We start from the raw sequence: 26479 nt of genomic DNA on the forward strand, positions 1-26479 counted from the left end.
CCCGCTCGCGGCGCTCCGGGCGCCGCTCGTCTGCACCTTGGCGAGCTCCAGATACCAGTCGCATACCTCGTCCCACGCGAAGTGGTAGAGCGCCTCGCAGGCCTTGGAGAACTCGTACGACTCGAAACCGGAGTCGACGTCGGCCAGGACCTGGTCCAGACGGTCCAGGATCCAGCGATCCGGCACGGTCAGCTGGTCGCGCTCCGGGAGCTCACCGACCTGCGCACCGTTCATCAAGGCGAACTTGGTGGCGTTGAAGAGCTTGGTCGCGAAGTTGCGGGAGCTCTGGGCGTGCGATTCGCCGACCGAGATGTCACTGCCCGGATTGGCGCCACGGGCCAGCGTGAAGCGGAGCGCGTCCGCACCGAAGCGATCCACCCAGTCGAGCGGGTCGATGCCGTTGCCCTTCGACTTGCTCATCTTGCTGCCGTGCTCGTCGCGGACGAGCCCGTGGAGGAAGACGTCGCTGAAGGGGACGCGGGCATCCCGGCCGCCGAAGCCTGCGATGTCGAGGGTGCCGACGTAGGTGCCGAACATCATCATTCGGGCGACCCAGAAGAACAGGATGTCGTAGCCCGTCACCAGGACCGACGTCGGATAGAACTTGTCGAGGTCGGCCGTCTGCTCGGGCCAGCCCATGGTCGAGAACGGCCACAGACCCGACGAGAACCAGGTGTCGAGGACGTCGGGGTCCTGGACCCAGCCCTCCGGGGCCGACTCGTCCGGTCCGAAGCACTCGATCTGACCTTCGGGGCCGTACCAGATCGGGATGCGGTGACCCCACCAGAGCTGACGCGAGATAGTCCAGTCGTGCATGTTGTCGACCCAGTCGAACCAGCGCGGTTCTTGGCTCTTCGGGTGGATGACGGTGTCGCCCTCGCGCACGGCGTCACCCGCCGCCTTGGCCAGCGACTCCACGTTGACCCACCACTGCATGGACAGGCGCGGCTCGATCGGCTCGCCCGCGCGCTCGGAGTGCCCGACGCTGTGCAGGTACGGGCGCACCTCCTTGACGATGCGGCCCTGTTCGGCGAGGGCCTCGCGGACTGCCACGCGCGCCTCGAACCGATCGAGGCCGTCGAACTGCGTCCCGGTCCCCTCGATGCGGGCGGTCGCGTCCATGATGGTGATCATCGGCAGGCTGTGCCGCTGACCGATCGCGAAGTCGTTCGGGTCGTGGGCGGGCGTGATCTTGACCGCGCCCGAACCGAACTCCGGGTCGACGTAATCGTCGGCGATCACCGGGATCTTTCGATCCAGGAACGGATGGTCGAGCTCCACGCCGATCAGGTCGCGGTAGCGCTCGTCGTCGGGATGCACGGCGATGGCGGTGTCGCCCAGCATCGTCTCCATGCGGGTGGTCGCGACGACGATGTGCGGCTGTCCGTCGTCCAGCGAGCCGTAGCGGAACGACACCAGCTCGCCCTCGACGTCGGCGTACTTGACCTCGATGTCGGAGATCGCGGTCTGCTGCGCGGGCGACCAGTTGACCAGGCGCTCGGCGCGGTAGATCAGGCCGTCGTCGAACATCTTCTTGAAGATCGTGTGGACGGCGCGCGAGAGGCCGTCGTCCATCGTGAAGCGGTCGCGGCTCCAGTCGACGCCGTCGCCGAGGCGACGCATCTGGCCGGCGATGGTGCCACCCGACTCCGCCTTCCACTTCCAGACTCGGTCGATGAACTCGTCGCGGCCCAGCTCTTGGCGGCTGGTGCCTTCGGCCGCGAGCTGCTTCTCGACGATGGTCTGGGTGGCGATTCCCGCGTGGTCCATGCCGGGCAGCCACAGCACCTCGTAGCCCTGCATCCGCTTGCGGCGGGTGAGGGTGTCCATGAGGGTGTGGTCGAGTGCGTGGCCCATGTGCAGCGAGCCGGTCACATTCGGCGGCGGCAGCACGATCGAGTAGCCCGGCTTATCGCTGGACGAGTCGGCCGTGAAGTAGCCGGCGTCGACCCATCCCTGATACAGGTCGGCCTCGACGGATCCGGGGTCCCAATTCTTGGGGAGTCCGTCGGCGGGGGTCTGAGGATCACGGGGTGCGGCACTGGTCACCCGACCAATTCTAGAGAACGCGGTCGGCGCTGTCGGTGCCACGTCGACCCTTGTGGCCTGACGCACGCCAAACCCGCGCGGTTCTCCGCCTCGCGCCGCCCGAACCCCCGCTCAGGAAGCTGCGCGCGAGATGCGCAGGCGGTGCAGATCCTCGGGCGCGTCGACGTTGGCGAGCCATTCCGAATCGGACACGCCGATGCGATGCGTCACCAACGCGTCGAGCGCCGCGCCCATCCGGAGTTCGCCCTGTTCCACCAACTCCGCGAGGCGATCCACCGCGCGCGTGCGGTAGATCCCTGCCATCGGATGGTCGCGCCCGGCGTCGTTGGCGACGACCGCGTCTGCCGACTCGGCCAGACCGCCGAGCAGTTCGTCGATCAACCCGGTGTCGACCAGCGGCATGTCCGTTGCGCAGACGAACGCGGCGTCGGCGCCCGCCTCCGCTGCCGCTCGCAGTGCCGCGACCAGGCCGCCGAGCGGACCGCTTCCCGCCTTCTCGGTGGTCACCCACTCCAGGTCGGTCTCGTCGACCAGGTCGACGTACGCCTGCGAGGTCGGCGGCGCTGCGACGAGCACCGGATCGCAGCGCGAACTGATCGTGTAGGCGATCTTCGAGAGCATCGGAACGCCCTCCCACTCCAAGGTCGCCTTGTCCTGCCCCATCCGGCGAGAACGACCGCCCGCGAGGATGATTCCAGCCAGTTTCACAGCCCTTGTGCTCGTCATAGCCACAGTGTGACAAAGAGTGTCGACGCGCGCCCTGGAATCGGGCAGTCCTGCGACGGCGTTGAGCCCCAACCGTTGACAACGCATGATGCGTGGGTTCCCGCACAGGTTTGAAACTGATGCGAGAACCCACGCGCGATGCGTTCAGCCCGGATGCGGCGAGCCCATGCTGGGCGGAAACTACTGGGCGGTGTAGCCGCCGTCGACGGTGTACGCCGCGCCGGTGACGAAGCTCGACGAATCACCGGCCAGGAAGTCGACGACCTCGGCGACTTCCTCGGGCGTGCCGAGGCGTCCGACGGGATGCTTGGCTTCGATCTGCTCGCGCATCGGAGTCGGCATGTCGACCAACAGGGGCGTCTCGATGTAGCCCGGGCACACCGCGTTCACACGAATGGCGCGGTCTCCGTATTCGATCGCGGCAGCCTTGGTGAGGCCGACGACGCCGTGTTTGGAAGCCACGTAGGCGGCCTGCATGCTGCGACCCACCAGCGAGTGGACCGACGCCATGTTCACGATCGAACCGCCACCGGTTCGGAGCATGGCGTCGATCTCGGCGCGCATGCAGAAGAACACGCCGGTGAGATTGACACCGATCACCCGGTGCCACGCAGCAGGGTCCACGTCGGCCAAGTGATTCCGCTCGGGGTCACCGATGCCTGCCGAGTTCACCGCGACATCGAGCCGTCCGTGATCGGCGACGATCTGCTCGACCAGCGCCGACACGGCGACGTCGTCGGTCACATCCAGCGTTGCCGCCGTCGCGGAGCCTCCGGCGGCGACGATGTCCGCAGCGACCTGTGCCGCGCCGTCACCGTTGAGATCGGCGCAGACGACGGTCATGCCGCGAGCGGCGAGATGTTTCGCGGTGGTCGCGCCGATGCCGGAGCCGGCCCCGGTCACGAGGCAGATCTTGCTGTCGACGTTCATTTCCTGTGCGCTCATGACTCCACTTTCGCAGCGGCGCGCGCACCGCGCCGCGGATTCGAACCGCCGTGAGCGAACGCATAGGCAGTCCCCCGTGCCACCCAGCTTTCAGCCCATCAGGCCGGCTCGAACCAGCGCCCGCGCGACGCGCGGGACCATCCGATTGTTCTCCAGGTCGTCCCAGATCCAACGGACGATCTCGTCGACCAGGTCCCGCAGCGCGATCTCGCGCAACTTCTCCCGTTCCAGCGCGTCCTCGACGCTCTGTCCAGGCTTGAGATCGCGGCCGTATTTTCGCAGTCCGTCGAACTCCCCGAGGACCTTTCCGTCCCAGTCGAAATCAGGGAACGCGTTTGATCCGTCGAAAAGGACATACCTGCGCTGCAGAACGGCGACGGGCAGGCGTGCGTTGATCATCTGGGCTCGACTCCACGATTCACCGGGGTTGGCCGCCAGTCCGTTCGCGTACCTGAGCACCGAGCGGACCGTCGCGATCCCGCGGATTCGCTGCCTCTCGGCCGTCTCCTCGAGTTCCTCGAGTGCGACGCCCGCGCGCAGCGCGCTGTCGAGCACGGCCAGGGCTCTCGCGAAGTCCGACTTCGCCGCGACGTCGACAGCGGTCTTCGCCAACGACGACACGGCGAATCCGTCGACACGAACGACGTCGTCGTCCGAAAGGCCGACGTGGATGTGCCGCTTGGCGCTCTGTCTGCCCCCGCTCGTACCCGGTCTCGCGAAGTGGACCACCGAATGGTCGGGCTTCAACAGCGCAAGACCGTGAAGGGCTGCCGCGGACTCATGGCTCAGTGCCAAGGACTGCCGGTCTGCGGCCGCGATGGACGCGAGCCGATAGAGCTCGACGTCGACGTCGTACTCGGGAAGGCGCTCCGTGCGGACGTAGCCGCCCGAACCGAGGCAGACGATCTCCCCGTCGCGCTGCGCCGTCTTCAGGTCGAGGTCGGTCAGGCCGACGTCGAGCGCGTACGACCGCTGAATGATGCCGTGCTTGTTCTCTGGCCACATGCTCAGAGCAAAGCCGTGGGCGGCGGAAGTGTCTCCCCCGCTATCCACAGGTTCCAGCACCGCGCACATTGCCCGCCCATGAAACGCTTTAAGCGTTGGTTCCCGCACAGGTTTGAAACCTGTGCGGGAACCAACGCTCTATGCGTGGCCGCCCCGGCGTTCCGGGGGTACGCGAACCTAGGCGGACTTCTCCTTCGGCCCCTCGTCCTCGCTACGCGGAACGATGGTCGGCAGAACGTTGTCGCGGACCGTCTCGCCGGTCACGACCACCTTGGCGACGTCGTCGCGGCTGGGGATGTCGTACATCACCGGCAGCAGCACTTCCTCCATGATGGCGCGGAGTCCGCGGGCACCGGTGCCGCGGTGGATCGCCTGATCCGCGACGGCCTCCAGCGCGTCCTGAGTGAACTCCAGTTCCACGTTGTCCATGTCGAACAGTCGCACGTACTGCTTCACCAGCGCGTTCTTCGGCTCGGACAGGATGGAGACCAGCGCCTCCTTGTCCAGGCTGGTGACCGACGCGACCATCGGCAGACGACCGATGAACTCGGGAATCAGACCGAACTTGATCAGATCCTCGGGCATCACTTCGGCGAACTGATCGACGATCTCGGTCTTGTCCTTGCTCGGCACCTCGTTGCCGAACCCGATCCCACGCTTACCGATGCGCTCGTCGACCACCTTCTCCAGGCCTGCGAAGGCACCGGCGACGATGAACAGCACATTGGTCGTGTCGATCTGGATGAACTCCTGATGCGGATGCTTGCGACCACCCTGCGGCGGCACGCTGGCCTGCGTGCCCTCCAGGATCTTCAGCAGCGCCTGCTGCACGCCCTCACCCGACACGTCACGCGTGATCGACGGGTTCTCGCTCTTACGAGCGATCTTGTCGACCTCGTCGATGTAGATGATGCCGGTCTCGGCCCGCTTGACGTCGTAGTCGGCCGCCTGAATCAGCTTCAGCAGGATGTTCTCGACGTCCTCACCGACGTACCCGGCTTCGGTCAGCGCAGTGGCGTCGGCGATGGCGAACGGAACGTTCAGCATCTTGGCGAGCGTCTGCGCCAGGTAAGTCTTACCGCAACCGGTGGGACCGAGCATCAGGATGTTCGACTTCGCCAACTCGACGGTCTCACCGCCGGGTGCGCGCTTGTCGCTCTTCTCCCCCGCCTGAATCCGCTTGTAGTGGTTGTAGACGGCGACGGCGAGCGTGCGCTTGGCCGTGTCCTGTCCCACCACGTAGGTGTCCAGGAAGTCGCGGATCTCAGCGGGCTTGGGAAGCTCGTCGAGCTTCACATCGCTGGTCTCGGCGAGTTCCTCTTCGATGATCTCATTGCAGAGGTCGATGCACTCGTCGCAGATGTACACACCCGGACCGGCGATGAGCTTCTTGACCTGCTTCTGGCTCTTGCCGCAGAAAGAGCACTTCAGGAGGTCACCACCATCTCCCATTCGCGCCATTTTCCCCGCACCTACTTCCCTGTCTGCGCACTACCTTGACGGTACCCGCGCCCCTTGTCTTCGACGAGCCGAAATGCGGCAGTCAATGAGATTCGAAGGGTCGACGCCCCGTCCTCACCGGGCGTCGACGCCCCGTCCGCTAGCTCGACTTGGCCGACTTCTTGCGGTACTCGAAGACCTCGTCGATGATTCCGTAGTCCTTGGCCTGCGCGGCAGTCAGGATGTTGTCGCGATCGGTGTCCTTGCGGATCTTCTCGGGGTCCTGGCCGGTGTGGCCGGCGAGGATCTCGTCGAGGCGCTTGCGGATGCGCTCGATCTCCGCGGCCTGGATCTCCAGGTCCGAGACCTGCCCCTGGTAGGCGCCGCCGGTACGCGGCTGGTGGATCAGCACCGTGGCGTTGGGCAGCGCGGCTCGCTTGCCCGGGGTGCCGCCCGCCAGCAGGATCGCAGCAGCCGACGCGGCCTCGCCGAGGCACACGGTCATGACATCGCAGTGCACGTACTGCATGGTGTCGTAGATCGCGAGCATGTCGGGCACGCTGCCGCCCGGCGAGTTGATGTACATCGTGATGTCGCGGTCGGGGTCCTGGCTCTCCAGAACCAGCAACTGCGCCATCACGTCGTTGGCGACCGTCTGATCGATCGGCGTGCCGACGAAGACGATCCGCTCTTCGAACAGCTTGGAGTACGGGTCGTACTGGCGCTGACCGTTCGGCGTGTTCTCGATGAACGACGGGAAGATGTAGCGGGCCTCGATGCTCTTCATCGCCAGCGCCGCATCCGAGATGCCGGCGCGGACGTCGGCGGGAAGCGAGTTAGTCATGGTGTCTCCGTAACCGGTGAGTGTGGATGAACGTGGATACGGGCGCGATCAGACCTGCGCGCCTGCGGAGGTCACCACGTGATCGACGAAGCCGTACTCCTTGGCCTCTTCGGCGGTGAACCAGTTGTCGCGGTCGGCGTCGGCCTCGATCTTCTCGAGCGGCTGACCGGTGAACTGCGCATTGAGGCGGTTCATCTCGCGCTTGGTCGCAGCGAACTGCTCGGCCTGGATCGCGATGTCGGCAGCGGTGCCGCCGATGCCTGCGGAAGGCTGATGCATCATGATCCGCGCGTGCGGCAGGGCGTGACGCTTGCCCTTGGTTCCGGCCGCGAGCAGGAACTGGCCCATCGACGCCGCCATGCCCATGGCGTAGGTCGCGATGTCGCACGGTGCCAGCTGCATCGTGTCGAAGATCGCCATGCCCGCGGTCACGCTGCCGCCGGGCGAGTTGATGTAGAGGCTGATGTCCTTGGTCGGATCCTCTGCTGCGAGCAGCAGGATCTGCGCGCACAGGCGGTTGGCGATGTCGTCGTCCACCTGCGTGCCGAGGAAGATGATCCGCTCACGCAGCAGACGCTCGAAGACCGAATCGGTCAGGTTCAAGCCGGCGACGCCTGAGCTCATCGAGGGCGTGTACAGAGTGCTCACTGGTTGTCCCATCTGTCTAACGGTGAGGTCTCCTCGGAGGGCCCGTTGCCGGGTCCGGCGGACGCGATTCACGTCCGTTCACCGAAGAAGCTGTCACCGAGGTTAATCAATTTCACCCCCCGAGATGTTCCGCCGACACCCCTAATTCGCTTACAGCAGAACGACGGGAACAGCCCCGGAGACGACGACAGTCGGGACGATTACTCGTCCCGACCGTCGTGGAGGTGTGTCAGTGGCTGACGATTAGGCGTCGTCACCCTCAGCGTCGTCGTCGCCCTCGGCCTCATCGGCACCACCGAAGAAGGCCTTGGTGTCGATGACCTCACCGTTGGTGTCGGTGACCTTGACCTCGCCGATGACCTCGGCCAGCGACTTGTTGCGACGGACGTCGGCGTACAGGGCGCCGATCTGGTTCGCGTTCTGCAGCTGCTGGATGAACTCCTGCGGCGCGATGCCGTAGCGCTGCGACTGCATCAGGATCTGCTGGGTCAGCTCGTCCTGCGAGACCTCGACCTCGACGGCGTCGGCGATGGCATCGAGCAGCAGCTGGGTGCGGACCGACTTCTCGGCCTCGACCTTGCTCTCCTCGCTCCACTCGTCGCGGGTCTTGCCCTGCGCCTCGAGGAAGCGGTCGACCTGAGCGTCGTCGTGGCCCAGTGCGTGAACCAGCTGGTGCTGAACCGAATCCAGCTCCTCGGCGACGACCGACTCGGGCAGCGGGAACTCGACGGTCTCGAGGAGCTGCTCGAGCACGGCGTCGCGGATGGCGCCGGCCTGCTCGAACTTCTTCGACTCGCCGACACGCTCGCGAACGCTGGTGCGCAGTTCCTCGACGGTGTCGAACTCCGACGCCATCTGGGCGAACTCGTCGTCGAGCTCGGGAAGCTCGCGGACCTTGACCGAATTCACCTTGGCGGTGATCTGCGCGTCCTTGCCTGCGTGCTCGCCAGCGACCAGCTTCGAGGTGAAGGTGGCCGACTCGCCGGCCTTGGCGCCCGAGATGGCCTCGTCGAGGCCCTCGATCAGGGTGTCGCTGCCGACCTCGTGCGAGAGGCCCTCGGTGGAGGCGTCTTCGACGGTCTCGCCGTCGACGGTGGCCGAGAGGTCCAGCGAGACGAAGTCACCGTCGGTGACACCGCGGTCGGCGCCGACCAGGGTGCCGAAGCGGGCGCGCAGGTTGTCGAGCTCTTCCTCGACATCAGCCTCGGCGACCTCGATCGGGTCGACCTCGACGGCGATGCTCGCGAACTCCGGCAGGGTGATCTCCGGGCGGACGTCGACCTCGGCGGTGAACTTGACCGGCTCGCCGTAGACGAGCTCGGCCAGGTCGATCTCCGGCTGGCTGATGGCCTTGACGTCGGCCTCGGTGATGACCTCCGAGTACTTGGCCGGGAGGGCGTCGTTGACGACCTGCTCCAGGACGGCCTGACGGCCCACGCGTGCCTCGATCAGCTTGGCCGGAGCCTTGCCCGGACGGAAGCCCGGGATGCGGATCTGCTGCGCGAGCGACTTGTACGCGCGGTCGAAGTCACCGGAGAGATCCTCGAACGGAATCTCGACATTCAGCTTGACTCGAGTCGGGCTCAGCTGCTCGACGGTGCTCTTCACGGTGTTGGTACTCCTTAGTCGGTCTTGCTGTCAGCACGTGTGTCGTCCCGGTGCGCCGGCTTCGCCGACCAGCCGCGACAACGTTCGTCGGGATGACAGGATTTGAACCTGCGACCCTCCGCTCCCAAAGCGGATGCGCTACCAAGCTGCGCCACATCCCGGCGGTCGCGAACGATGTCGTCGCGACCAAAAGCACATAGTACGGCCTCAGCCCGTCGCGCGACGAACCCGCCTCCGGTTTTGTGATTCGGGCACGCGCTCGGTAATGTTCGTCGGGCGCAAGCGCTGCCGAATTGATCGGTGCGCGATCGCAACGCGGGTGTAGCTCAATGGTAGAGCCCTAGTCTTCCAAACTAGCTACGCGGGTTCGATTCCCGTCACCCGCTCCAGCAGTTCAGGGCCGTTTCCTCGAAGAGGAAGCGGCCCTGAACTCGTTTGAGGCAGTGTCGCCGGCAGGTCCGTCCCGGCAGTGCCGTCACAGACCGCCGTCGCGGAGCAGGCGGGTGTAGTCATCGGCGCCGCGACGAACCGCAGCGTGGACGGCGCGCGCCATCGCTCCGCCCCATTCCGAGCGCGGTCCGGCGAACACCTCCGGCACTCCTTCTCTGTACGCGACCACCACGACCGCATCCGAAGCCGTCCCGGTCGCCGGGTAACCGGCCTCGATGAGCGCCTGCGATTTCGCTTCGGTCACCGTCATCACCGCGTTGACGAGCGCCGCGTCAGTGAAGGCGACGGGTAGATCCACGGTGATGTTGATGGTGCCGGGAACGATCGGTGCGAGTTCCGGGTCGCGCACCTCCGCGGGCGCAGCCGCCCAGGTCGGCACGCGGAGGCCGACGGTCGCCGACGCGGTCACACCGGAATCAGTGCAGGTGACGGTGCGGGACACCGACGCCGCGGTCAGCATCCCGACGCCCCGGCCGCTCAGCCGGTGCGCGGCGGCCATCTCATGGAGATGGTCGATCGGATCCATCCGGGCGTAATCGCCGGGCACCTGGGCGTTGATGACCCAGCCGACGGGTCCGAGACCTCCGCCCAGCATCGCCGAAGAGATCGCACGTCGCCCGGGTCCGACGCGCCACACCGTGGTTGTCAACTCCGAATCGCCTTCGACGATTGAATGAAACTCCAGGTCAATGCTCATGTCGGGACAACCCTAACGGAATTCGCGTGTGAACGTCGTCACCGATCTGACCAGGCATTTCGTCTCTCACGCAGCGTTTAGACAGAAGGAAACTGTTGGCGGTGGCCTAACGGTTGTGTAACGATACGTGTAGAGCGCCCGGGGGTGGCGCTGCATCCTGACCACGAAACGAAGGTAGAGACTACGTGTTTTCCACCAAGTCTTCGGGCCGCCGGACCATCCGACTGGCTCGAGTCATTGCTGTGGCGACCAGCGCAGCAGCGCTGGCCATGGGGGTCCCGGCGATCGCGAACGCACAGCCCGTGACGGTTGTCCCGGGCCTGCCGCCCGTCCAGCTCCCCGAACTCCCGGAGCTTCCCGGCGCCCCTAAGGCTCCGCAGCCGAAGCCCAAGGAGAAGCCGCAGCCGAAGAGCACGACGCCTGAGGCACCCGGCATCCCGGCCGAGCCGAAGGTCAAGTCCCCGACCGGCTGGGTCGCCCTCGCCGTCGACGGTGACCACCAGGTCTACTGGTGGAAGGACCACAAGTTCGTGAAGCAGATGCCGCTGTCGATGGGCACTGACAAGCACCCCACTCCGAACGGTGTGTACCACACCATGGAGAAGTACCGTGACATGTACATGGACAGCTCCACGTACGGTGTCCCGATCGACTCCCCCGAGGGCTACCGCACCTACGTCGAGTACGCGACGCGTATGTCGAACAGCGGCATCTTCATCCACGCCGCTCCGTGGTCGGTCGCTCAGCAGGGCGTCTCGAACGCCAGCCACGGCTGCCTGAACGTCAGCACCGAGAACGGCAAGTGGGTGTACGACAACATCGGCACCGGCACGCCGATCGTCGTGCGCGGCACCATCGGCCCGGCCTTCGACGGCAACTAGTCGAAGCAGCCTGACCGCAGCTTTCAACAGAGCCGGGCCCTCCGAGAAATCGGAGGGCCCGGCTCTGTTTGCATCCGCAGGCTAGTCAGTTACCGGGCCGACTCAGTACCGGGTCGACGCGGCCCGGCCGCCCATCGTCGCCTGCAGTTGCAGCCAGTGCGCGAGCGTCTCGCATCCGGTGACGGTGGGGTCGGTCAGCGGCGCACGGCGATAGGGTTCGGTGGCGTAGGAGACATGGCTGCCTCCGAGCGGGTTGCGCAGAATCCAGCGTCCCACCGAGATCCGCGAGGGCAGATAGCCGCGGACCTCACGGACGGCCGTGCGGACGCGTGCGACGTCCCGTCGCCACTGCGCGGGTGAGATTCGCGTCGCGTCGGCGTTCTGCATCCGCCGACTCATCACGCGGGCGGCGGCGTGCGTGGTCCAGCGACGAACCCTGGTCAGCGACAGTGAGTCGGTGAGATCGGCGATATCGCGGATCAGCGAGTCGTCGCTGGCGTTGCAGATCATGTCGGTCGGCGCTCCGACCCAGTAGGCGGGCAGGCCTTCGGGCAGGTCGCCGCCCTCTCCCGCCACGCCCCAGCCCGCGCACCCGTCGACCACGCCGCGCGGTTGGTTGGGGTCGGCGACGAACCCGACGGCCGCGATCTTGGGCAGCAGACGAAACATCGCGGGATGCGCCAGCAGCGTTCGGACGACCGCCGCGCCCTGCGAGTAACCGATGATCATCACCGGACGGTCGGACGCACCGATCGCCTCGCTGAGTCGCCGAACTCCCGCCGACAGACTCTCGACGTAGCTGATTCCGTTGTGCATCGGCGCCGGACCGTAGCTGGCCGGATAGCCGACCCACCTCGCGTCGAACCGATCATCGAGGCGGTCGGTGACCGCGCTCAGCATGCCCGTGACCGCGGTCCGCGTGTCGCCGTCGAACGACTCCCCCGTTCCGCCGACTGCAAGAATTCTGAACCGCTCGCTCGTCTGTGTCATGTCATCGAGCATGCGCGCCGATGCTGGGAGCACCGGCAGGCGAGTCTGAACGTTCTCGAAGAGCCCGCTACGACTGGCAGGCGGGGCACCAGAACAGGTTGCGCCCCTCCATCTCGCTCCACGCGATCGGTGTCCCGCACAGTCGGCACGGCTCGCCGGTTCGACGGTAGACGTAGGTGCGCGGCCGATCCGACGAGTAAGCGGGTGCCCCGTGGTCGTCTTCCGGTCGGACGACGTGGATGTGGCCGCGTCGCACGCCGATCGGCATCAGGTGCAGGAGGTCGTTCCACATCTCGTCGAACTCTTCCCGGGTGATGGTGGTGCCGGGCCGATGCGGGTCGACGCCCGCGCGGAAGAGGACTTCGGCGCGGTAGATGTTTCCGATTCCCGCGATGACCTTCTGATCCATGAGCAGCGATCCGATGGCCCGTTTGGAGCGATGGACGGCCCGCCAGGCGATCTCCGGATCGGCGTCCGCGCGGAGCGGGTCCGGCCCCAGCCGGGCGACGAGCGCCTCGAGGTCGTCGGGAGTGTAGATCTCGCAGGCGTTGGGTCCGCGCAGGTCGATGCCCAGATCGTCGCCGACCAGGCGCATCCGTACCTGTCCGGTCGGCGCGGGCATCGGCAGTGCCTCTTCGCGAAAGGTCCCGTAGATACCGAGGTGGATGTGGACGAGGCGTCGTGTCGCCGCCTTGCCGCGACGACCGTCGTCCCAGCGATGGATCAGGTGCTTTCCCCAGGCCTCGGCACTGCGGAACACCATGCCGTCGAGCAGGGCCGCTTCGTGTGCGAAGCGGCCCTGAGGACTGGAGACGTTGAGGCGCTGCCCACCGAGAAGCCGCTGCTGTCGCCGAGCGAGCCGGTGCAGCGCATGCCCTTCGGGCACGGCGGGCTACTGTGCGTCGGGCAGTGCGGGAGCCTCGCCGGTGCGCTCGTAATCGGCGAGGATGTCGATCCGACGCTGGTGACGCGGCTCCTCCGACCATGCGGTGGCGAGGAAGGCGTCGACGATGGCGAGCGCCTCCTCCTTCGAGTGCATGCGGCCGCCGATGCCGATCAGCTGAGCGTTGTTGTGCTGACGCGCGAGCTGCGCGGTCTCGACGCTCCACGCGAGGGCGCAGCGCGCACCCGGAACCTTGTTGGCGGCGATCTGCTCGCCATTGCCGCTGCCGCCGAGCACGATTCCGAGGCTGCCGGGATCGGCGACGGTTCGCTGTGCGGCCGCGACGCAGAAGGCCGGGTAGTCGTCGAGCGCGTCGTATTCGTGTGCACCGCAGTCGACGACGTCGTGGCCGCCCGCAGTGAGGTGTTCGGCGATCTGGTTCTTGAGTTCGAAGCCCGCATGGTCGGCACCGAGATAAATGCGCATGAGGTCAGTGTAATGGCGCACCAGTAGATTGGTGGACGTGGATACCCACGGTCCAATTCCGTCAGTTCCCGGCATCGATGATCCGCGAATCATCGAGCCGCCCGTCGACGTGCCCGGCCCCGGCTCAGTCTGGCGTCCGCCCGCCCTCTATGCGGGTCCGCCCCGACGTCACCCCTGGGAGATTCCGGTACTCATCGTCGGCGTCCTCATGGCCATGGCCGCGTACGTGGCGGTCATCCTGCTCGTCGCCGTGGCGGGCGTCTCCGACTGGCTCCTGGTACCGCTCGCGCTCCCGCTGCTGGTGTTCGTCGGCCGCGGCCTCAACTACGCGAACATGCGGGTCAACGCGATCGCGCTGACGCCGACGCAGTTCCCCGAGGGCTACCGCATGCTCGTGGAGTCGGCGGCGCGCAACGGCATGGAGTACGTACCGGACGGCTACGTCATCAACGGTAACGGCGCCATCAACGCCTTCGCCTCCGGCCACGGCTTCCGCCGCTATGTGGTGATCTACTCCGACCTGTTCGAGGTCGGCGGTCGGGCACGCAGCCCCGAGGCGTTGGAGTTCGTGATCGCCCACGAGGTGGGTCACATCGCCGCCGGTCACGTCTCGTACTGGCGGCAGTTGGCCAGCACCGTGATCATGGGCGTTCCGTTGCTCGGCTCCCTGCTCTCCCGCGCTCAGGAGTACACCGCCGACAACTACGGCTATTACAGTCGCCCCGACGGCGCGCACGCCGCGATCGGCACGCTGGCCGGAGGCAAGTATCTGCTCAGCGCCGTGGACTTCGATCAGTTCGCCGACCGCGCGACACATGAGAAGGGCTTCTTCGTCACGGCGGCGAACGCCCTGTCGTCGCACCCCGTCCTCACCTGGCGCGCGGCGGCCCTCCGAGACCGCACCCGAGCCGGCTCGATCCTGTTGCGTCCCAGAAACTTTGTCCGCGGTGCCGGCAGCGGCAACGTGATTCCCGTTGTCGCCCCGCCGGCACCGACGGACTTGCCGCCCGGCAGTCTCCCCAACAAGTTGGAGCAGACTCGGCTCTATTGAGCGCGACGCCGTCAGTCGAACGCGGGGTCTTCGGTGCGTGAGCGCTTCAGCTCGAAGAAGTGCGGGTACGACGCCAGGGCGACGGTGCCGTCCCACACCCGCCCCGCATCCTCGCCGCGTGGGATGCGCGAGAGCACCGGACCGAAGAACGCCGTGCCGTTGACGTGGATGGTCGGCGTGCCGACGTCGTCGCCGACCTTGTCCATGCCCGCATGGTGGCTCACCCGGATCGCGCCGTCGAACTCGGTCGATTCCGCGGCGTCGAACAGGTCGGCTTCCAGACCGGCAGCCGCGAGCGCGGCCGGGATCACCGTGGCGAAGTCGCGGTCGCCCTCGTTGTGGAACCGGGTGCCGAGCTCGGTGTACAGCCGCGAGAGCACCTCGTCGCCGTGTCGCGCCGCGGCCGCGGCGAGTACCCGGACCGGAGTCCATGCGGTGGCGAGTATTGCACGGTAGTCGTCCGAGACATCCTTGTTCTCGTTGAGCACGGCCAGGCTCATGATGTGGAAGTTCACATCGATGGTCCGGACCTTCTCCGCCTCCAGAATCCACCGCGAGGTGATCCAGCACCACGGGCACAGCGGGTCGAACCAGAAGTCGACGCGATCGATGGCGCCGGAGGTCTGGGGTGCGGCGTTCTCAGAAGTGTTGTCAGCCATGAATCCCATTGAACCACCGGTCGTCCCCGGACGAGTTCCGCGTCGCGGCAGTCCGGGTCGCGGCACTACAGTCGGAAGGGTGAGTGCACCGAATCTGACACGCGACCAGGCGCGGGAGCGCGCCGCCATCCTCTCTGTCGAGAACTACCGGATCCACCTCGACCTGACCGACGGCGCGGGCGCGCCCGGCGTGGAACGTTTCTCGTCCACCACCGTCGTGACCTTCGCCGCGACCCCCGGTACGAGCACGTTCATCGATCTGGTGGCCCCGACGCTGGTGTCGGCCACGCTCAACGGCCGAGCCCTCGACGTCTCGAACTTCGACGAGTCCGTCGGCCTGACCCTCCCCGACCTCGCCGCCGAGAACACCCTCGAGGTGGTCGCCGAATGCGCGTACTCGAACACCGGCGAAGGGCTGCATCGCTTCGCCGACCCCGCCGACGGCAGCGTGTACCTCTACTCGCAGTTCGAGACCGCCGACGCCAAGCGCATGTTCGCCTGCTTCGACCAGCCGGATCTGAAAGCCACCTCCACCGTCTCGGTGGTCGCACCCGCCGACTGGCAGGTCATCTCGAACGGTGCGCACCAGGAGGAGCCCGCGACCGACGCGCACGGCAACGCGGTGCATCGCTTCGTCACCACCGAGGTCATGAGCACTTACCTCGTCGCCCTGATCGCCGGCCCGTACGCCGTCTGGAGAGACGAGTACACCGATGAGCACGGCACCATTCCGCTGGGCCTGTTCTGCCGCGCGTCGCTGGCCGAGTTCATGGACGCCGACCGGCTGTTCACCGAGACCAAGCAGGGCTTCGCCTTCTACCACCGCACCTTCGGTGTGCCCTACGCATTCGGCAAGTACGACCAACTGTTCGTCCCCGAGTTCAACGCCGGTGCGATGGAGAACGCCGGAGCGGTGACCTTCCTCGAGGACTACGTGTTCCGGTCGCGCGTCACGCGCTACCTGTACGAGCGCCGCGCCGAGACCATCCTCCACGAGATGGCGCACATGTGGTTCGGCGACCTGGTGACCATGCAGTGGTGGGACGATCTCTGGCTCAATGAGTCGTTCGCGACCTTCGCCTCGGTGCTCTCGCAGGTGGAGGCGACCGAGTACACCAATGCCTGGACCACCTTTGCCAACGTCGAGAAGTCGTGGGCGTACCGCCAGGACCAGTTGCCGTCGACCCATCCCATCGCCGCCGACATCCCGGACATCGCTGCGGTGGAGGTCAACTTCGACGGCATCACGTACGCGAAGGGTGCGTCGGTGTTGAAGCAGTTGGTCGCGTACGTCGGCTTGGATCCGTTCCTGACCGGACTGCGCGAGTACTTCGCCGAGCATCGCTTCGGCAACGCCACCTTCGCCGATCTGCTCGGTTCGTTGGAACGCGCATCCGGCCGCGATCTGTCGGATTGGGGCGCCCAATGGCTCAAGACCACCGGCATCAACGTGATGCGCGCCGAGTTCGCCGTCGACGATCAGGGCCGGTTCACCTCGTTCGCCGTGCTGCAGGAAGGCGCCGTGCCCGGTGCGGGAGAGACCCGCGCGCACCGCATGAAGATCGGCATCTACACCGACGCGGACGGAGAACTCGTCCGCAGCAACGTCATCGAACTCGATGTCGAGGGTGAGCGCACCGAGGTGCCCGCACTGATCGGCGCCGATCGCGGTGACCTGGTCTTGCTCAACGACGACGACCTCACCTACGCCTCGATCCGCCTGGATCCGGAGTCGCTGGCGACCGCGACGTCGCGCATCGCCGACATCGTCGACCCGATGCCGCGCACCCTGGTGTGGTCGGCGGCCTGGGAGATGACACGTCAGGCAGAGATGACGGCGCAGGACTTCATCGCACTCGTCAGCGCCGGAATCGGCGCGGAGACCGAGGTAGGCGTGGTGCAGCGGGTGTTACTGCAGGCTGCCTCCGCCCTCGAGTCGTACGCGGATCCGGTGTGGGCTGCCGAGACCGGACGCGGCGCGTTCGCCGCCCGCTTGCTCGAACTGGCTCGTTCGGCAGCGAACGGCTCCGACCATCAGCTCGCGTTCGTCAGTGCGCTCCTCGCGGGCGTCACCGCCGACGCCCAGCAGGACCTCCTGCGGGCGTTCCTCGATGGCACCGACCCGGCAGAGCACGGTTTGGCCGGACTCGTGGTGGATCACGAGCTCCGCTGGAAGCTGGTGAAGGCCCTCGCCGCGCACGGGACGATCGATGTCGACGTGATCGCCGCCGAGGCCGCAGCGGACAACACCGCGGCGGGCGCACGGCACGCTGCAGCCGCCCGCGCCGCCCGTCCGACCGCCGCAGCCAAGGCCGAGGCCTGGGACAAGGCATTCAACGACGACGCCATCGCGAACGTGACGGTCCGTTCGATCGTCGAGGGTCTCGCGCGTCCGGGGCAGTCCGAGCTGATGGCCCCGTACACGCGCCGTTACTTCGACGAGGTGGCCGACCTCTGGGAACGTCGTACCAGCGAAGTGGCGCAGACCGTGGTGATCGGCCTGTACCCGGCCTGGGACGTCAGCGAATCCGCCCTCGCCGAGGCCGACGCCTTCCTGGCGGGCGACCGCCCCGCGGCCCTCGCACGCCTGGTGGCCGAAGGTCGCGACTCCGTGGCTCGTGCCCTGCGGGCACGGGTCCTCGATGGCGGTCGGTAGCGAAAGAGCAAGCAACGCAGGCCCCGCCATTCGGCGGGGCCTGCGTTGCTATTACGGAAATCCGGTTGGTTCAGCAGCTCACGGACGGTCTACCGCGGTAGCCATCACGCGCAGCGCGGCCACCAGGCCGTCGATCAGGTTGCCCTGCTTGAACGACGCCAGCGCGGCGGAGACGCCGAGCTCGGCGACGCGGTCGTTCACGCGACCAGCGACCAGCGCGCCAGAGACGACCGCCACGTCCTTACTGTTGGGCGACACGGCGATCAGCGCACCGTGTGCGGGCTCCGGGGCCTGCGCCAGGATCTCGCGCGCGCCGGCGACGACGTCCGAGCCGAGGTCGCCGATGTACACCGAGAAGCGGACCGACGCGACCTCGCTAGCCTCGCTGAGCGTGTCGTCGAGCAACACGAGCTCTTCGCGGCTGAACGGCGGCGTGCCGAAGTCGTCGCCCGGGTACAGCGCAGCGGAGATGCGACCGCTGCTGGTCACCACGGTGCCCATCGGTAGGGCGCCGGCGGGAACGACCGAGTTGGTCTTCTGTGTCACGTCACCACTTGCCACTTGCGGAGCCTCCCTCGGTATCGCCCGGCTCAAAGTGCCGGCTCAGCGCCATCGGCTGGATCTCGGTCGCGCTGAACAGAGTGGGACCGTTCTCCCAACGCTGGTCGAGCGTGTACTCGGCGATCTTCGGCCGCTTCAAACCAAACGAGAACGCCATCGAAACGATGCACAGCGCCACTGCCAGCAAGCAGAGCACCACAACGGTCATTCCGACGGGGACAAGAAGCTGGTCCACACCCCACCCTTTCGACTAGCGCTCGTGACTAAGCGCAAAAGACCTGCCCGGTGCAGATCATCTGCCGATCAATTTATCGCACTGCCCCCCTCGCTGTCCCCATCGGGCCTACACGAAGTAGTAGATGTCGCCAGCGGCCCTGCTCAGGTGGTGGCGGGCATAGTGGACAATGATGCATGTGAGCACGTACTACGAGGAAGTCGGCGGGCACGAGACCTTCCGTCGAATCACCGAACGCTTCTACCAAGAGGTGGCACGCGACGAGATCCTGAAGCCGATGTATCCGGAAGAAGATCTCGGTCCGGCCGAGCGCCGTCTCCGAATGTTTCTTGAGCAGTACTGGGGCGGGCCGCACACCTACAATGACGAGCGTGGCCATCCGCGACTGCGAATGCGACACGTTCCGTACACCATCGGGCCGATCGAACGCGATGCCTGGTTGCGCTGCATGACCATCGCAATCGACTCGATCGAGGCAGACGTTCTCGACGCCGAACATCGCACCACCCTGATGAACTACATGAACATGGCGGCGCAGTCGCTGGTCAACAGCCCGTACTGAGCCGGTCGCTCGGGTAGAGATGACTGCAAGACATTTGACGGTGAGGAAGAGAAGACGGTGAGTGAGCAGAGCATGGCGAATGTCCCCGGAGCCGACGCGCAGTGGTGGCAGTCTGCGGTGGTGTACCAGGTGTACCCCCGATCGTTCTCCGACCTCTCGGGCGATGGTGTCGGCGATCTCGAAGGCTTGATCGACAAACTCGGCTACCTGGAACTGCTCGGCGTCGACGCGATCTGGATGTCTCCGATCACCCGCTCCCCGATGGCCGACCACGGATACGACGTCTCCGACCCTCGCGCGATCGACCCGCTGTTCGGCGATCTCGAGACCTTCGACGAACTGATTCGTCAAGCCCACGACCGCGACATCCGGGTGACGATGGACCTGGTCCCCAACCACACCAGCGACCAGCACCCGTGGTTCTCCGCGGCCCTGGGCACAGCGCCCGGCAGCTCGGAACGCGAGCGGTACATCTTCGCCGATGGCCGCGGTGATAACGGCGAGGAGCCCCCGAACAACTGGACCAGCGTCTTCGGCGGCCCGGCGTGGACCCGCATCACCGAAGCCGACGGTGAGCCCGGCCAGTGGTACCTGCATCTGTTCGCCCCCCAGCAGCCCGACCTCAACTGGGAGAACCCGGAGATTCTGGCTGACCTGGAGACCACCATGCGGTTCTGGCTCGACCGTGGGCTCGACGGCTTCCGCATCGACGTCTCGCACGGCATGGCGAAGCCCGCGGGCCTCCCCGACCTCGAGCACCCCGCCGAAGTGCTACGACACACCGACGACGATCCGCGGTTCAACCGCGACGGCGTCCACGAGATCCACCGCGCCATCCGTCGGGTGATGGACGAGTACCCCGGCACGTTCAACGTCGGCGAGGTGTGGGTCAGCTCGCCCGAGGCCTTCGCCAAGTACGTGCGTCCCGACGAGCTGCACCTCGGATTCAACTTCCAGCTCGCCACCGCGACCTTCGACGCCGACGAGATCCGCGCCGCGGTCGACTCGTCGCTGCAGGCCACGGCATCGGTCGGCGCCACGCCCACGTGGACGCTGTCGAACCACGACGTGTCCCGCGAGGTGACTCGCTACACGCCGACCGGCGCCGAAGCCGAAGGACTCTCCAGCGAGCGGCTCTTGGCGATCGGCACCAATCGGGCGCGCGCGATGATCATGTTCGAGCTCGCCCTTCCCGGAACGGTCTTCATCTACAACGGTGCCGAACTCGGGCTGCCGGACGTCGACCTCCCTGACGAAGCGCTCGTCGACCCGGTCTGGGAGAACTCCGGCCACACCGACCGCGGCCGCGACGGCTGCCGGGTCCCCCTGCCGTGGGAGGGCGCCGAACCGCCGTTCGGATTCACCACCTCGGACGCGCCGTGGCTGCCGCTGCCCGCCGAGTGGGCCGCGCTGACCGTCGAGGCTCAGCTCGAGGACATCTATTCGACGCTGTCGCTGTACCGCCAGGCGATCGAACTGCGCTACGCGCGCCTGGAGTTCTCCGGCGACACCGTCGAGTGGTACGGCGCGCCCGACGGCTGCCTGGCCTTCCGCCGCGCCGGCGGCCTGATCTGCGCCCTCAATGCATCGCCGTTCCCGGTGCCTCTGCCTCCGGGCCAGATCCTGTTGGTCAGCACCCCGCTCGAGGCCGGCCTGCTGGTCCCGGGCGCCACCGCCTGGCTGATCTAGGCGCGCTGTTCTGGGCCTGCTCGGTCTGGGCCCGGCCGGTCAGAGCACGCCGAGGTTCAGCACCGACCGCCGCTGGTACACCGAGCCGAAGCGGGCGTCCACCCGGACCCAGCTCGAGGAGATCCGCACCCGCACGGGCTCGTCGGCCGCGATGCGGTCCAGCGGCGAGTCCTCGGTGACCTCGTGGCCGGCGGCGTCGCGGACGAATCCCATGGCGGTGAGCGCGAAGACGGCGCGCATCGACACCTTCGCCACCTCTGACACCTTGGCCACCTCGGCTGTCGGGCCGGCGTCGGCGCGATGTCCAGTCACTTCGAGGACCGGCTGATCGAGCAGCGACGACGCCGGGCCGAGAGCACCCGACTCGGTGCGCGCGACGTCGACGCCCTTGCGCGACAAGGCGATCAGTTCACGCGCGGGGACGTCGTCGAGGTGTTCGAAGCCGTCGGCGGGGGGCAGCGCGCCCTGCCAGGCGCCGGGCAGCGCGAAGCCGACCGCCACCGGACCGTCGCCGCCGACCGAACTCGACATCGCGGCGATGTCGCAGATCACGTCGGTGGGGCTCACCGTGCCGAACACCGACCGGGTGGCGAGGATGTCGAAGCCGGTGCGGATCCACAGGCCCACGCGCCCGTCGGGACGCTGCTGTGCGCGCAGCACACCCGAGTCGTCGACACGCTTCGCTCGTTCCAGGAAGGCGGTGAGATCGGTGCGGTCGGACGGTCCGTGCGGAATCAGTGCGCGGTCCACCGCGTCGATGCTCACTTGGTCACCGGCTCCCGCACGAAGCTCTTGAGATAGTCGCGCTCCTCGGGCGTCATGCGTCGGGGACGCTGGGTGTCGATGTCGAACGAGACCAACTGGGTGCTGGCGACCACGGCGGGCTTGGCGTCGGCCTCCGCGCCGTACGGGCGCACCTCGTAGCCGACGGTGAAGTCGACGGCCCGCAGCTTCTCGACGAACATCGTCACGCGAATCGGTGACTCGTCGTGCCGAATCTGCCCCTGGTACTTCACATGCAGATCGGCCACCAGGCAGCCCTTGCGCATCAGCGCGGTCGGTTTGTCGTCGTAGAACAGCCAGGGGATGCGTGCCTCTTCTAGAAGCGTCACCATCCGCGCATGGTTGATGTGTTGGAACACGTCCATGTCCGACCACCGCACGGGTACCGAGACCTCGTACCCGCGGTCGGTCTGCTGTCCGTCATCGGCGAACAGCCGCCGCTCTGCCGGGTTCTCCTGTGCTGTGGTGTTTTCCGGATCTGCCATGCCGTGACACTAGCTCACCGTCTGCCGAACCTCCCAGGCGCTGACCGCCGGCCCCACGAGACCGCCGTCAGCCCACGAGACCGCGGAGTGACCGGACGGCCACCGACAGGGTCGCCAGATCCCACCGGCCGGCCGCAGCCAGTTCCTCGAGGGTCGACTCCGCACGCCCGATCATCGCCGACCGCGCCTGCGCCCAGTCGTCGATCTTCTGCTTCACCGGCTCCTCCGGCTCGGACATCGTGAGGATGGACCGTGTCAGCACCCGCAGAACCGCGTGGAGTTCGTCCCGCAGCGACAGCCTCGCCAGGAGCGTCCACCGGTCGCCCTGTTCCAGTGCGGCGATCTGCGATTCGAGTCCGTCGATGCCGAACCGGTCGACCACGGCGAACAGCAGCTCGCCCACCTCTTCGGGCTCGCGGTCGGCGATCTCGGCGATGTCGAGGACGTCCAGCAGCTGCAGACGGTACGGACTCACCGCGACGGCCCGGGCGAGCGCAGGCCGCACGCCTGCATCTGCGAGCGCCGCGCGGCGGCGTTCCACGGCCTCCGCCGCCGTGCCGACGAGCCATTCGTCGAGCCGTCCGCCGAGCTCCGCGACTGCTTGATACCGGGTGGTCTCAGCGCCCAGCGCGAGCGGCTGCGGACGGTGAGCCAGGAACCACCGCGCGCCCGCCGCGAGCAGCCCGCGCACCCGGAGGGTCGCGTCGTCGACGGTGGCGGCGGCGATCTTGTCGCCCCGAAGTTCGCCGAGCAGGGCACCGATGCCGAAGACCCGCATCGCGACCACGGACGCGCGCATGGCGTCGTCGACGTCGGTTCCCGAGGTCTCGGCGAGCGTGTACAGATGCGTCATTCCACCGTCGGCGACGATTCGGTTCACCAGCACCGTCGTGACGATCTCACGCTTGAGCCGATGTGTACGGACGCCCTCGTCGTACTTCTCGCGCAGCGGCGCCGGAAAGTACGAGGACGCCAGGCCTGCGAACATGTCGTTGTCGGGAAGCGTCGACTGCAGCAGGCGTGCCTTCGCGTCGAGCTTGATGTGCGCCATCATGGTCGCCAGTTCGGGGCTGGTGAGTCCGCGGGCGAGGTCGCCGCGGCGCCTGCGCAGCAGCCCGCGGGCGGTGGGCAGGGCTTCGAGTTCGAGGTTGACTCCGGCGTCGGCCAGGTACGCGAGCACCCGGCTGTGGAGGTCGGTGTCGCTGTCTGCCGTACCGCGCGCCAGTCCCAGCTCGGCGTTCTGGTCGATGTTGTCGGCCAGCACCAGCTCGGCCACATCGTCGGTCATCGACAGCAGCAGTTCGTTGCGGTCGTCCGGATCGAGCGTGCCTGCGGAGATCTGGGCCCCGAGCAGCACCTTGATGTTGACCTCGTGGTCGGAGCAGTCGACGCCCGCGGAGTTGTCGAGCGCGTCGCTGTTGATGCGGACGCCGGAGAGATCGGCCTCGATCCGTCCGTGTTCGGTGACGCCGAGATTGCCGCCTTCGCCGACCACCTTGACCCGCAGCTGGGCTCCGTCGACGCGGATCGCGTCGTTGGCTTTGTCGCCGACGTCGGAGTTCGCCTCGTCCGACGCCTTCACGTACGTTCCGACGCCGCCGTTGAACAGCAGGTCGACCGGCGCCAGCAGAACCGCCCGGATCAGATCGGGCGGCGAAAGGACGGTGACGTCGTCGCCCAGCCCCAGCGCACTGCGCATCTGCGGACTGACCTCGATCGACTTCTGCTGGCGCGACCAGACGCCGCCGCCGGGAGCGATGAGACCGCGGTCGTAGTCGTCCCAGGTGGAGCGCGGCAGCGCGAACAGCCGCGCCCGTTCCGCGTACGACGCCGCTGCGTCCGGGTCGGGGTCGACGAAGATGTGCCGGTGGTCGAAGGCGGCGACCAGGCGGGTGTGTCTCGAGAGCAGCATGCCGTTGCCGAAGACGTCGCCGCTCATGTCGCCGATGCCGACGGCCGTGAAGTCCTGTGCCTGGGTGTCGACGCCCATCTCCCAGAAGTGCCGCTTCACCGACTCCCACGCACCGCGGGCCGTGATGCCCATCGCCTTGTGGTCGTAGCCGACCGAACCACCCGAGGCGAAGGCGTCCGACAGCCAGAAGCCGTACTGATCGGCCACGGCGTTCGCGGTGTCCGAGAATGCCGCAGTCCCCTTGTCCGCGGCCACCACCAGGTAGGGGTCGTCGCCGTCCCGACGCACCACACGCGCAGGCGGCAGCACGGCTCCGGTCGCGGGGTCGAGATTGTCCGTGACTTGAAGCAGCGCGCCGATGAACGCCCGATAGCAGGCCAGGCCCTCGTCGCGGAAGGCCTGTTGGTCCGCCGACGGGTCGCCCGTCGACGCCACCGGGTTGCGGACTACGAAGCCGCCCTTGGCTCCGACCGGCACGATCACCGCGTTCTTGACCGCCTGTGCTTTCACCAGGCCGAGGATCTCGGTGCGGAAGTCCTCGCGTCGGTCCGACCACCGCAGGCCACCGCGCGAGACGGCGCCGAACCGCAGGTGCACGCCCTCCACCTGCGGTGAGTAGACGTAGATCTCGTACTCGGGCCGCGGCAGCGGCGCCTGCGGAATCGCCCCGGTGTCGAGCTTGACGGCGATGGTCCGGCGGATCCCGGGTCGCTCGTCGTCGATGTAGAAGTTGGTCCGCAGGGTGGCGCCCACCACCGTTGCCAGGGCCGACACCACGCGGTCGGCGTCCAGGCTCAAGATCTCGGCGATATGGGCGCGCAAGCCCTCCTCGGCTCGCCGCCGGCGTTCCGGTGAGCTGTGGTCGGGATCGAAACTCGCCTCGAACAACTCCACCAGGCTCCGCGTCACCGCCCGATGATCGCCGAGCACCTCGGCCATGTGCGCCAGGGTGAAGCCGACGCCGCACTGTCCCAGATAGCGTGCGTACGTCCGCACGACGGCCACCGATCGCGAGGTCAGTCCGGCGCGCAGGACCAGCTCGTTGAGGCCGTCGACCTCGGTTGCACCGGTCCACATGTCCGCGAAGGCCGCGGCCACCCGCGATTCCAGCGCAGGTTCGGGGTCCACCTCGACGTGCGGCGCGGGATGCACGGTGAAGTCGTAGACACTCACCGTGCCGCCGTCGGTGCGATCGATGACGTGCGGATGCTCGTCGATCACGGTCAGTCCCAGACTCTGCAGCATCGGCAGCAGTTCGGTGAGCGCCGCGGTGCGGTGGGCCAGGTACAGCACGAATCGCCACGCGTCCGGCTCGGTCCGGTCGAGCCGCACGTGCAGGGCGCCTGCCGCCAGCCCCGCAGCGATCGGCAGGTCGACGGCTGCGTCGACGGGATCGCGCTCGTCGCGGTAGCGCTCGCTGACTCCGGCCAGCAGCCGGGCCGCATCGGAGTCCAGGGCGTCGACGGCACGCACTCGATCGGCCCAGCTGCGGGCCTCGTCGACCAGACGGGCACGGAGCGATCCCCCGATGCTCGCCGACACATCGGCGTCGGTCCGCATCACCACTTGCAGCTGTGCCAACGGCGAGTGCGACAGTCGGGTGAGGAACTCCGTGTGAGTGCCGTGCAACTCGGTCTCGAGCAGCGCGACGATCCGGGCACGAACATCCGAGGAGTACAACTCGCGCGGCATGAAGACCAGAATGCTGGCGAGGCCGCCCTCGCGCACCCATCGCGTGTAGAACCGCGGGTCGCGCGTGGTCTGCGCTTCGAGGAGCTCCGCGGTGCGGCGCGCGAGGTCGTCGCTGTCGGTGGCCATCAGCTCGACCAGCGGATACGTCTGCATCAGCTCCAGCGCGGCCAGGCCCGCATACGAGTCGTCGGCCTGGGCGACGCCGCGGAGCACGTCGGCCACCTTGCCGCGGACACCCGGAATCGACCGCACCGACTGGTACAGGCCCACCGACGTGATGGTTCCGACCACCTGGTGCTCCACGTCGTCCACGCGAACGCGCAACATGAGCGGAAACCCGGTCCGCAGCAGGCCGGTCGGCAACCACACGCGGTCCACCCGCACCGGGTCGTCGCCGTGTGACGGCTCGGGTCGCGCGGTGGTCGCATCGCGCCAGACGCCCAGTCCGCCCTCGCCGGCTCGCGCCTCCCGGTATCCGACGGCCAGGAAGTTGTCGCGAATCGCGAACCAGCTGACGATGTCGGCGTCTTCGTCGTCGTCGC

The 26479-nt window shown here is 67.2% G+C and carries 23 protein-coding genes and 2 tRNA genes; 6 read left to right on the top strand and 19 right to left on the bottom strand.

Going from position 1 to position 26479, the window contains the following annotated elements; translation table 11 throughout:
- The 9 genes from GX543_RS01410 to GX543_RS01450 all read right to left on the bottom strand — a co-directional run.
- Positions 1-2049: valine--tRNA ligase (locus tag GX543_RS01410; RefSeq protein ID WP_290849334.1), on the bottom strand; the 2049-nt coding region annotated here is incomplete at its 3' end.
- Between the two features lie 111 nt (positions 2050-2160).
- Positions 2161-2775, bottom strand: a complete 615-nt coding sequence (locus GX543_RS01415; protein ID WP_290849335.1) for a molybdenum cofactor guanylyltransferase — start codon at positions 2773-2775, stop codon at positions 2161-2163.
- A 180-nt stretch (positions 2776-2955) separates the two neighbouring features.
- Positions 2956-3720 carry an SDR family NAD(P)-dependent oxidoreductase gene (locus GX543_RS01420; RefSeq protein ID WP_290849336.1) on the bottom strand — a complete coding sequence of 255 codons (765 nt, stop codon included), beginning with the start codon at positions 3718-3720 and terminating at the stop codon, positions 2956-2958.
- A 90-nt stretch (positions 3721-3810) separates the two neighbouring features.
- Positions 3811-4725, bottom strand: a complete 915-nt coding sequence (locus GX543_RS01425; RefSeq protein WP_290849337.1) for a hypothetical protein — start codon at positions 4723-4725, stop codon at positions 3811-3813.
- A 177-nt stretch (positions 4726-4902) separates the two neighbouring features.
- Positions 4903-6186 carry an ATP-dependent Clp protease ATP-binding subunit ClpX gene (clpX, locus tag GX543_RS01430; protein WP_290849338.1) on the bottom strand — a complete coding sequence of 428 codons (1284 nt, stop codon included), beginning with the start codon at positions 6184-6186 and terminating at the stop codon, positions 4903-4905.
- Positions 6187-6325: 139 nt separating this feature from the next.
- A complete protein-coding gene (locus tag GX543_RS01435; protein ID WP_290849339.1) occupies positions 6326-7009 on the bottom strand; it encodes an ATP-dependent Clp protease proteolytic subunit in 684 nt (227 codons plus the stop codon).
- Between the two features lie 48 nt (positions 7010-7057).
- Positions 7058-7669, bottom strand: coding sequence for an ATP-dependent Clp protease proteolytic subunit (locus tag GX543_RS01440; RefSeq protein ID WP_290849340.1), 612 nt, complete (start codon positions 7667-7669; stop codon positions 7058-7060).
- Between the two features lie 231 nt (positions 7670-7900).
- Positions 7901-9265 carry a trigger factor gene (gene tig / locus GX543_RS01445; protein ID WP_290849341.1) on the bottom strand — a complete coding sequence of 455 codons (1365 nt, stop codon included), beginning with the start codon at positions 9263-9265 and terminating at the stop codon, positions 7901-7903.
- Between the two features lie 87 nt (positions 9266-9352).
- Positions 9353-9426 (bottom strand) — tRNA-Pro (locus GX543_RS01450).
- 154 nt (positions 9427-9580) lie between these two features.
- On the opposite strand from GX543_RS01450, the gene GX543_RS01455 reads away from it, so the two are divergent.
- A tRNA-Gly gene (locus GX543_RS01455) sits at positions 9581-9654 on the top strand.
- Between the two features lie 86 nt (positions 9655-9740).
- Here GX543_RS01455 and GX543_RS01460 read toward each other — a convergent pair.
- Entirely contained in the window at positions 9741-10412 is a 672-nt protein-coding gene (locus tag GX543_RS01460; RefSeq protein WP_290849342.1) for an adenosylcobinamide amidohydrolase, read from the bottom strand.
- Positions 10413-10597: 185 nt separating this feature from the next.
- On the opposite strand from GX543_RS01460, the gene GX543_RS01465 reads away from it, so the two are divergent.
- Complete coding sequence (locus GX543_RS01465) at positions 10598-11293, top strand: L,D-transpeptidase (protein ID WP_290849343.1); 696 nt, start codon at positions 10598-10600, stop codon at positions 11291-11293.
- Between the two features lie 102 nt (positions 11294-11395).
- Here GX543_RS01465 and GX543_RS01470 read toward each other — a convergent pair whose 3' ends face one another.
- The 3 genes from GX543_RS01470 to GX543_RS01480 all read right to left on the bottom strand — a co-directional run bounded on the left by GX543_RS01470 (position 11396) and on the right by GX543_RS01480 (position 13652).
- Entirely contained in the window at positions 11396-12283 is an 888-nt protein-coding gene (locus tag GX543_RS01470) for a PE-PPE domain-containing protein (RefSeq protein ID WP_290849344.1), read from the bottom strand.
- Between the two features lie 67 nt (positions 12284-12350).
- Positions 12351-13169 carry a DNA-formamidopyrimidine glycosylase family protein gene (locus tag GX543_RS01475; protein ID WP_290849345.1) on the bottom strand — a complete coding sequence of 273 codons (819 nt, stop codon included), beginning with the start codon at positions 13167-13169 and terminating at the stop codon, positions 12351-12353.
- Positions 13170-13175: 6 nt separating this feature from the next.
- A complete protein-coding gene (locus GX543_RS01480) occupies positions 13176-13652 on the bottom strand; it encodes a ribose-5-phosphate isomerase (protein ID WP_290849346.1) in 477 nt (158 codons plus the stop codon).
- 28 nt (positions 13653-13680) lie between these two features.
- Between GX543_RS01480 and GX543_RS01485 the strand changes: the two genes are divergently transcribed.
- Positions 13681-14703: a M48 family metallopeptidase gene (locus tag GX543_RS01485; protein WP_290849347.1), complete on the top strand. Its 1023-nt coding sequence runs from the start codon at positions 13681-13683 to the stop codon at positions 14701-14703.
- A gap of 11 nt (positions 14704-14714) precedes the next feature.
- Here GX543_RS01485 and GX543_RS01490 read toward each other — a convergent pair whose 3' ends face one another.
- Positions 14715-15362: a DsbA family protein gene (locus GX543_RS01490; RefSeq protein WP_290849348.1), complete on the bottom strand. Its 648-nt coding sequence runs from the start codon at positions 15360-15362 to the stop codon at positions 14715-14717.
- A gap of 79 nt (positions 15363-15441) precedes the next feature.
- On the opposite strand from GX543_RS01490, the gene pepN reads away from it, so the two are divergent.
- Positions 15442-18018: an aminopeptidase N gene (gene pepN / locus GX543_RS01495; RefSeq protein WP_290849349.1), complete on the top strand. Its 2577-nt coding sequence runs from the start codon at positions 15442-15444 to the stop codon at positions 18016-18018.
- A 78-nt stretch (positions 18019-18096) separates the two neighbouring features.
- Here the strand turns inward: pepN and GX543_RS01500 are convergent, their stop codons facing one another.
- Positions 18097-18519 carry a DUF5130 family protein gene (locus GX543_RS01500; RefSeq protein WP_290849354.1) on the bottom strand — a complete coding sequence of 141 codons (423 nt, stop codon included), beginning with the start codon at positions 18517-18519 and terminating at the stop codon, positions 18097-18099.
- 46 nt (positions 18520-18565) lie between these two features.
- Positions 18566-18814: a hypothetical protein gene (locus tag GX543_RS01505; protein ID WP_290849350.1), complete on the bottom strand. Its 249-nt coding sequence runs from the start codon at positions 18812-18814 to the stop codon at positions 18566-18568.
- 169 nt (positions 18815-18983) lie between these two features.
- Here GX543_RS01505 and GX543_RS01510 point away from each other — a divergent pair, with 169 nt between their 5' ends.
- Together GX543_RS01510 and GX543_RS01515 are read left to right on the top strand one after the other, a co-directional pair.
- Complete coding sequence (locus GX543_RS01510; RefSeq protein WP_290849351.1) at positions 18984-19376, top strand: globin; 393 nt, start codon at positions 18984-18986, stop codon at positions 19374-19376.
- A 72-nt stretch (positions 19377-19448) separates the two neighbouring features.
- Positions 19449-21065, top strand: a complete 1617-nt coding sequence (locus tag GX543_RS01515; RefSeq protein ID WP_290849355.1) for a glycoside hydrolase family 13 protein — start codon at positions 19449-19451, stop codon at positions 21063-21065.
- A gap of 39 nt (positions 21066-21104) precedes the next feature.
- Here the strand turns inward: GX543_RS01515 and GX543_RS01520 are convergent, their stop codons facing one another.
- From GX543_RS01520 to GX543_RS01530, 3 genes are all read right to left on the bottom strand, one after another.
- Positions 21105-21824, bottom strand: coding sequence for a hypothetical protein (locus tag GX543_RS01520; RefSeq protein ID WP_290849356.1), 720 nt, complete (start codon positions 21822-21824; stop codon positions 21105-21107).
- Between the two features lie 2 nt (positions 21825-21826).
- Positions 21827-22333 (bottom strand): thioesterase family protein, encoded by a 507-nt coding sequence (locus tag GX543_RS01525; protein ID WP_290849352.1) that lies wholly within the window; start codon positions 22331-22333, stop codon positions 21827-21829.
- Between the two features lie 67 nt (positions 22334-22400).
- A partial coding sequence (locus GX543_RS01530; RefSeq protein ID WP_290849353.1) for an NAD-glutamate dehydrogenase domain-containing protein occupies positions 22401-26479 on the bottom strand: 4079 nt, incomplete at its 5' end.

It is taken from the genome of Gordonia sp. (in: high G+C Gram-positive bacteria) (assembly GCF_012515855.1).
Taxonomy (GTDB): Bacteria; Actinomycetota; Actinomycetes; order Mycobacteriales; family Mycobacteriaceae; genus Gordonia.